Below are 5,412 nucleotides of genomic sequence, written 5' to 3'. Positions count from 1 at the left end.
GGCGGGCAAGCTGCCCGCGCAGCTGTCCGGCGGCCAGCAGCAGCGCGCGGCGATCGCCCGCGCGCTCGCCATGCGGCCGAAGGCGATGCTGTTCGACGAGCCGACCTCGGCGCTCGACCCGGAGATGGTCGGCGAGGTCCTCGACGTGATGACGGGCCTCGCCCGCGACGGCATGACGATGGTGGTCGTCACCCACGAGATGGGCTTTGCCCGCCGGGTCGCCGACCGCGTCGTGTTCATGGCGGACGGCGAGGTCGTGGAGACCGCGACGCCGGCCGCCTTCTTCGACTCCCCCGCCAGCGACCGGGCCCGGGACTTCCTGGCCAAGGTCCTCAGCCACTAGTGCGACCCCGGCGCGCCGCCCATGGCGCGCCACCCGAGAAAGGTTGATGATCATGGTGCGTACCCCTGCGGGGATGCGGCGGGCGGCGGTGGCCGCGGTGGCCGCGCTGTCGCTGACGGGCCTGGCGGCCTGCTCCGGCGGCGACTCCGACTCCGCGGTGCCCGGCTCCGGCGGCGGCAAGGGCGACGACCTGGCGGCCTCGGCCCCGGTCGCCGCGAGCCTGCCCGCCGGCTCCACCATGGAGAAGATCAAGCAGCGCGGCGAGCTGGTGGTGGGCGGCTCGCTGGACGCGCCCCTGCTCTCCCAGCAGAACCCGGCGACCAAGAAGGTCGAGGGGCTGGACGCCGACTTCGGCCGGCTGCTCGCCAAGTACATCATCGGCAAGCCCAACGTGAAGATCGTCAACTCGGCGTCGGAGACCCGCGAGGCGCTGCTGTCCAACGGCACCGTGGACGTGGTGTTCCAGACCTACAGCATCACTCCGGAACGTGCCAAGCAGGTCGCGTTCGCCGGGCCGTACTACAGCTCCGGCCTGGTCATCGCCACCAAGAAGGACGAGACGGGCATCAAGACCCCCGCCGACCTCAAGGGCAAGACCGTCATCGCGGGCGCCAACACCCCGGCGATCCCGGCCATCAAGAAGGCCGCCCCCGGCGCGAAGATCGTCACGTTCGGCAGCGACCCCGAGTGCGTGCAGGCCCTCAAGCAGGGCCGCGGCGACGCCTACGTCCAGGACGAGGCCGTGCTGCTCGCGACCGCCAAGCAGGACCCGTCGATCCAGATCCAGGGCAAGCCGTTCACCAGCGACCCGTACGGCATCGGCCTCAAGCACGGCGACGCGCAGATGAAGCAGTTCGTCAACGACTGGCTCAAGCAGATCCAGCAGTCGGGCCTGTGGGCGAAGGTCTGGAAGAACTCGATCGGGACGGTCGTGCAGGGCGAGGCGCCGCAGCCGCCCGCGATCGGCTCGGCCCCGGGCTCGGAGTGAGCGGAGGCCCCGCCCTGTCATGAACGTCATCACCGACCACCTCGGGGAGTTCGGCGACGGCCTGCTGCTCACCGTCGAGCTGACGCTGCTGGCCCTCGCCGGAGCCCTCGTGACCGGGACCGCGGTCGCCGCGATGCGGGTCAGCCCGGTGCGCGTGCTGCGCGCCGCCGGGATGGCCTACGTCGAGGTGCTGCAGAACATCCCGCTGCTGGTGTGGCTCGTCATCGCCGTGTTCGGGCTGCCCGAGATCGGGGTGATCGCCGGGCTGTTCACCACCTCGGTCGTCGTGATCGCCCTCTACCAGGGGGCCTACACGGCCGAGGCGATCCGCTCCGGGATCAACGCGGTGCCGGCCGGGCAGGGCGAGGCCGCCCGCGCGCTCGGGCTGACGTTCGTCCAGTCGCTGCGGCTGGTCGTCCTGCCGCAGGCGCTGCGGACGGTCGTCCAGCCGCTCGGCAACATCGCGATCATGACGCTGATGAACACGGCGCTGGCCGCCGCGGTCGGCGTCGTCGAGCTGACCGCCGCCGCGAACCGGGTCAACCTCGCCGAGGCGCAGCCGATCTGGATCTTCGTGACGGCGGGCCTGGCCTACATGGCGCTGTCGGCGGTCTTCGGGCTGGTGACCGGCGGCCTGGAACGGAAGCTGGCGATCCTGCGATGAGCTCCTCGCGCCTGCTGTTCGACGAGCCGGGCCCGCGCGCCCGGCGCCGCATCCGGATCGCCACCGCGCTGACCCTGCTCGGCGGCGCCGTCCTGGTGGCGCTCGCGCTGCGCCAGTTCGGCGAGAACGGCCAGCTCGCCGCCGACCGGTGGCGCCCGTACGGGACGTGGCCGATGTGGCGGTACCTCCTGGAGGGACTGCGCTCCACGCTCTACGCGGCGGTCGTGTCGATCGCCCTCGCCATGGCGGCCGGGGTCGCGCTCGCGCTCGGGCGGCTGTCGCCGGCGCGGTGGCTGCGCGTCCCGTCCGCGGCCTACGTCGAGATCGTCCGGACGGTCCCCGCGCTGCTGCTGGTCTACGTCGTGCTGTTCGCGCTGCCGAAGTACGGCCTCGACCTCCCGCTGTTCTGGAAGCTCGTCGTCCCGCTGTCGGTGTCCAACGCCGCCGCGTTCGCCGAGATCTTCCGGGCCGGGATCCGGTCGGTGGAGCGCGGGCAGCTGGAGGCCGGGCTCGCGCTCGGCCTGACCCGCGGGCGGGCGATGCGGCTGGTCGTGCTGCCGCAGGCGGCGCGGCGCGTCCTGCCGTCGCTGGTCAGCCAGTCCGCCGGTCTGCTGAAGGACACCTCGCTCGGCTACGTCGTCAGCTACGCCGAACTGCTCTACAGCGGGAAGGTGCTGGCGAACTACAACCACCTGCTCATCCAGACCTACCTGGTGATCGCGCTGATCTACCTGGTGATCAACGCGTCGCTGGCCAAGCTCGCGCGGACGCTGGAGGCGCGGCAGCGGACCCGTCCGTCCCGCGCCGTCCGCGAGGCCGCCCCGGCGGCGCGACCGTGAGGATCGACATGTACGAAGCACTGGCCGAGGTCGTGCGCAACGGCTTCGCCGAGAGCCGCCACTACGGCAGCGTCGCCGGGTTCGCCCCGGACGGCTCCCTCGCCCACGCGCGGGGCGCCGTGTCGGAGACCGTCCTGCCGCGCTCCACGACCAAGCCGTTCCAGGCCCTCGCCTGCCTGAAGGCGGGCGCGCCGCTGCGCGGGGAGCGCCTCGCGATCGCGGCGGGCAGCCACACCGGTGAGGACTTCCACGTCAGGACCGTCGAAGGGATCCTCGCGGACGCGGGACTCGGCGTGGAGGCACTGCGGTGCCCGCCGTCCTGGCCCGAGGACGAGGCGACCAGGAACGCGCTGGTCAGGGCGGGCGAGGGCGAGTCGCGGGTGCGGATGAACTGCTCCGGCAAGCACGCCGCCATGCTCGCCGCGTGCGCCGTGAACGGCTGGCCGCTCGACACCTACCTCGACCCGTCGCACCCCCTGCAGCAGCTGGTGCGGCAGGTCATGGCCGACTGCGCCGGGGAGGACCCCTCGCCCGTCGCGATCGACGGGTGCGGCGCGCCGCTGTTCGGCCTCACCCTGACCGGCCTCGCCCGCGCCGCGCGGTCCCTCGTCCTGACCGAGGACGCCCGCCCGGTCGCGGACGCCATGCGCGCCCACCCCGAGTACGTGGGCGGGACGGGGCACGTCAACACCGAGTTCATGCGGGCGCTGCCCGGCTCGGTCGCCAAGGGCGGCGCGGAGGGCGTGCTCGTCGCCGCCACCGCCGAGGGCCGCGCCGTCGCGGTGAAGGTTATCGACGGCAGCCCCCGCGCCACCACCGCCATCGCGCTGCGCGCGCTCGCCGCGCTCGGCGCTGACACCACCCAGGCCGACCCGCTGGGCGCCGTCCCCGTCCTCGGCGGCGGGCGCCCCGTGGGCGAGATCCGCACCATTCCGGAAGGACGTTCGTGAGCCTCACCTACGAGATCTGCATCGACAGCGTCGCGGGCGCCGTCGCCGCCGAGAAGGCGGGCGCCCACCGCGTCGAGCTGTGCGCGGCGCTGTTCGACGGGGGGCTCACCCCGACCCTGGGCACGGTCCGCGCCGCGCTCGCCGCCGTGTCGTCGATCAGGGTGCACGTCATCATCCGCCCGCGCGGCGGCGACTTCATCTTCGACGAGCACGAGGTCGCGGCGATGGAGCACGACGTCGCGCTGGTCCGGGAGGCCGGCGCGCACGGCGTGGTGATCGGCGCGCTCACCCCGGAGGGGACGGTCGACCGCCCGGTCGTCGAGCGGCTCATGGCGGCGGCGGACGGGCTGCCCGTCACCTTCCACCGCGCCTTCGACATGGCCGCCGACCCGTTCGGCACGCTCGACGTCCTCGCCGGGCTCGGCGTGGCCCGCGTCCTGACGTCCGGGCAGGACGCGAGCGCGCTGGAGGGCGCGCCGCTGATCGCCGAGCTGGTGCGGCACGCCGGGGACCGCGTCATCGTGATGCCCGGCGGCGGCGTCACCGACCGGAACGTCGCGCGGGTCGTGGCGGAGACCGGCGCCCGCGAGATCCACTTCGCCGCGCTCAGCGAGGAGCCGAGCCCGGCCGTGCACCGCAACCCGTACCCGTTCATGGGCGGGGAGCTGCGCAGGCCGGAGTACCAGCGCCTCGTCACGACGTCCGGCGGCATCGCCTCGGTCATCCGCGCCGCGGGCTGACCGCCGGGGCCCCGCCCCCTCCCGCTCGGGCCCGGGCACTTCTTTGCGTGATCTTGTGATTTCGCGGATGCCGGTGAGTTGCGGACGGGGCATGGATGTCTGCGACCGGTACCGGGACGGCACCACGGACCGGGCCGGGACGGCATGACGGGCGGGAGCGGGGCACATGCAGGTGAAGCTGGAGGCGGAGCTCGGCCGCATCCCGATCGTCGACGTGGCGCCGGTGGTGGGGTGCGGCCGGTGGCCGGCGAAGGCGGTGGTGGGCGAGACCGTCGAGGTGTCGGCGACGGTGTTCCGGGAGGGGCACGAGCGGCTGGGCGCGGCGGTGGTGCTGCGGACGCCGGACGGCGAGGAGCTGGCGCCGCAGCGGATGAGCGAGGTCGGGGCCGGGCTGGACCGTTGGTCGGCGCGGGTGACGCCGACGGAGATGGGGTCGTGGTCGTTCCGGGTGGAGGCCTGGGGCGATCCGATCGCGCACTGGCGCCACGACGCGCAGATCAAGGTTCCGCGCGGGCAGGACGTCGAGCTCATGTTCGCCGAAGGCGTCGCCTTGTTCACGAGGGCGGCGCGCGAGGCGCCGTCGAAGGATCGCCGCGTCCTGGCGCGTGTCGCCCGGCTCCTGGCGGACGAGGACGAGGACGCCCTGGATCGGCTTTCCGCCACCGGGGATCCGACCGTGCTGAACGTGTTGGAGCAGTATCCGTTGCGGGATCTGTTGACGGTCAGTGACTGGTATCCGCTGGTGGTGCACCGGCAGCGGGCCCTGTTCGGGGCCTGGTACGAGTTCTTCCCGCGCTCCGAGGGCGCGTCCTTCGACCCTCTGGGGCGCCGCGGCCCGATCTCGGGCACCCTGCGCACCGCGATGAAACGCCTGCCCGCGATCGCCGA

At 73.4% G+C, this 5,412-nt stretch carries 7 protein-coding genes; all 7 read left to right on the top strand.

Annotated elements, in window-relative coordinates; all coding sequences use genetic code 11:
- Positions 1-343, top strand: a 343-nt coding sequence (locus tag AB0K37_RS39960) for an ATP-binding cassette domain-containing protein (RefSeq protein WP_363990838.1), incomplete at its 5' end; no start/stop codon positions are given.
- A gap of 52 nt (positions 344-395) precedes the next feature.
- The gene (locus AB0K37_RS39955; RefSeq protein ID WP_345186855.1) at positions 396-1,331 is read left to right on the top strand and encodes a glutamate ABC transporter substrate-binding protein; all 936 of its coding nucleotides are present in this window, start codon (positions 396-398) and stop codon (positions 1,329-1,331) included.
- Positions 1,332-1,350: 19 nt separating this feature from the next.
- Positions 1,351-1,995 (top strand): amino acid ABC transporter permease, encoded by a 645-nt coding sequence (locus AB0K37_RS39950; protein ID WP_345186857.1) that lies wholly within the window; start codon positions 1,351-1,353, stop codon positions 1,993-1,995.
- Positions 1,992-2,834 (top strand): amino acid ABC transporter permease, encoded by an 843-nt coding sequence (locus tag AB0K37_RS39945; protein WP_363990835.1) that lies wholly within the window; start codon positions 1,992-1,994, stop codon positions 2,832-2,834. The genes AB0K37_RS39950 and AB0K37_RS39945 overlap by 4 nt, the downstream gene beginning before the upstream one ends.
- An 8-nt stretch (positions 2,835-2,842) precedes the next feature.
- Positions 2,843-3,784, top strand: coding sequence for an asparaginase (locus tag AB0K37_RS39940; protein ID WP_363990833.1), 942 nt, complete (start codon positions 2,843-2,845; stop codon positions 3,782-3,784).
- The gene (locus tag AB0K37_RS39935) at positions 3,781-4,524 is read left to right on the top strand and encodes a copper homeostasis protein CutC (protein WP_363990830.1); all 744 of its coding nucleotides are present in this window, start codon (positions 3,781-3,783) and stop codon (positions 4,522-4,524) included. The genes AB0K37_RS39940 and AB0K37_RS39935 overlap by 4 nt, the downstream gene beginning before the upstream one ends.
- A 166-nt stretch (positions 4,525-4,690) precedes the next feature.
- A partial coding sequence (locus AB0K37_RS39930) for a maltotransferase domain-containing protein (protein WP_363990827.1) occupies positions 4,691-5,412 on the top strand: 722 nt, incomplete at its 3' end.

The sequence above is a fragment of the Actinomadura sp. NPDC049753 genome, assembly GCF_040674655.1.
Taxonomy (GTDB): Bacteria; Actinomycetota; Actinomycetes; order Streptosporangiales; family Streptosporangiaceae; genus Spirillospora; species Spirillospora verrucosospora.
The sequence above is the reverse complement of the archived record's forward strand: the minus strand, read 5'-3'. Positions and strand labels throughout refer to the sequence as shown.